This window comes from Mesorhizobium sp. M0514, assembly GCF_040321145.1.
Lineage (GTDB): Bacteria > Pseudomonadota > Alphaproteobacteria > Rhizobiales > Rhizobiaceae > Mesorhizobium.
On sequence record NZ_JAMYQZ010000196.1, the window covers coordinates 1 to 1954 of the forward strand.

2 protein-coding genes are annotated in these 1954 nt (G+C 65.8%); one reads left to right on the top strand and one right to left on the bottom strand.

Annotation, left to right across the window (positions count from 1 at the left end; genetic code table 11):
• Positions 1 to 47 precede the first annotated feature (47 nt).
• A complete protein-coding gene (locus NKI61_RS32740) occupies positions 48 to 920 on the bottom strand; it encodes an aldo/keto reductase family oxidoreductase (protein WP_023734126.1) in 873 nt (290 codons plus the stop codon).
• A gap of 91 nt (positions 921 to 1011) precedes the next feature.
• Here NKI61_RS32740 and NKI61_RS32745 point away from each other — a divergent pair, with 91 nt between their 5' ends.
• Positions 1012 to 1911 carry a LysR family transcriptional regulator gene (locus NKI61_RS32745; RefSeq protein WP_023693291.1) on the top strand — a complete coding sequence of 300 codons (900 nt, stop codon included), beginning with the start codon at positions 1012 to 1014 and terminating at the stop codon, positions 1909 to 1911.
• Positions 1912 to 1954: the final 43 nt, after the last annotated feature.

The following is a 1954-nucleotide window of genomic DNA, read 5'->3' on the forward strand; positions in this document are numbered from 1 at the left end:
GTCGCGCCGAAGGCGCGGGTGGGGTGACAGCGCCGCCCGCAAAATCTTCACGCCGCTTTCGCCACCCCATCCAATTCCCTCAGCACATCAGCCGACAGCTCCAGTTCCGCCGCCGCCAGGTTCTCTCTCAAATGCCCGACCGACGACGTCCCCGGGATCAGCAGGATGTTCGGCGAGCGGCGCAGCAGCCAGGCGAGCGCGACCTGCAAGGGTGTGGCGCCGAGCCGCGCGGCCACATCCGACAAGGTCGACGACTGCAGCGGGCTGAAACCGCCGAGCGGGAAGAACGGCGTGTAGGCGATACCGGCGCGCGCCAGTTCATCGATCAACGCGTCGTCGTCGCGATGCGCCAGATTGTACTGGTTCTGCACGCAGACGATCTCGGCGATCCCACGGCCTTCCTCGACCTGCGCTGGGGTGACGTTGCTCAGGCCGATATGGCGCACCAGGCCCTTGCGCTGCAGTTCGGCAAGCGCGGTCAACTGCGCCTCGATCGAGCCCTCGGCCGGACCCATCACCCCGAACATGATGCGCAGATTGACGACATCCAGCACCTCAAGGCCGAGATTCCTGAGATTGTCGTGCACGGCCTGCTCTAGTTCCTTGGCGGAATAGGCAGGCAGCCAGGAGCCGTCGCTGCCGCGCCGCGCCCCGATCTTGGTGACGATGACGAGGTCTTGCGGATAGGGCGCCAGCGCTTCGCGGATCAGCTGGTTGGTGACATGCGGGCCATAATAGTCGCTGGTGTCGATGTGGTTGACCCCGGAGGCCACCGCTTCGCGCAGCACTGCAATGGCCGCGTCATGATCCTTCGGCGGACCGAAAACGTGCGGGCCGGCAAGTTGCATGGCGCCGTAGCCGAGCCGTTTCACGGTGTGGCTGCCGAGGGTGAATGTGCCGGATTTTTGGATGGTGGACATGGTCGGTCTCCTTTGAGGAGGCGAAGATAGACGCTGCTCAACCTCGGGATAATAAGGTACAATCCGTACAGCTTGTGCGGAATGGCGAACAATGATGGACCTTGGCGATCTGAACGCTTTCGTGACGGTGGCGCGTGCCGGCGGTTTTCGCGAAGGGGCTCGCGCAGGCGGCGGCAGCGCGTCGGGCCTGAGCGAAGCGGTGCGCCGCCTGGAGACGCAACTCGGCGTCAGGCTGTTCAACCGCACCACACGCAGCGTTGTTCCAACCGACGCAGGCCTCAGCCTCTTGGGAAGGCTTGGCCCGGCGCTGTCGGAGGTGGAGGCGGCCCTCGACGTGGTCAATGGCTTTCGGGACAGGCCGGCCGGTTCGCTGCGCCTCAACGTCCCGGTCAGCGCCGCGCGGCTGATATTGCCCGACATCGTTCCGGGCTTCCTCGCCGCCTATCCCGGCATTCGGCTGGAGGTCATCGCCGATGAGAACTTCGTCGACGTGTTGGCGGCCGGCTGCGACGCCGGCATCCGCTATGACGAGCGACTGGAGCAGGACATGATCGCGGTGCCGATCGGACCGCGCGTCCAGCGCTTCGCCACTGGCGCCAGCCCCGCCTATCTCGAGCGCCATGGGCGGCCGCAGCACCCGAGCGACCTGCTTGGCCATGCTTGTCTGCGCGGTCGTTTTGCCAGCGGTGCGATGCTGCCGTGGGAATTCGAGCGCGACGGCGAGGTGGTGCGGGTCGACACGACGGGGCCGTTGATCGTGCGGATCGGCGGGGCGAGCGATCTTGCCGTCCATGCGGCCATTGCCGGCAGCGGCATCGTCGCTCTCTTCGAGGGCTGGCTTCGCCCTCACTTCGAAAGCGGCGCCCTGGAGCCCGTGCTCGAACCGTGGTGGCAGAGTTTTCCCGGACCATTTCTGTACTATCCCGGACGGCGTCTGGTTCCAGCGCCGCTACGGGCGTTTATCGATTACATCAAGGCCGGCAAGTTCTGAGACTTGAACCGAGGCCGGCGCCATCACCCCACCCGGCGCTTCG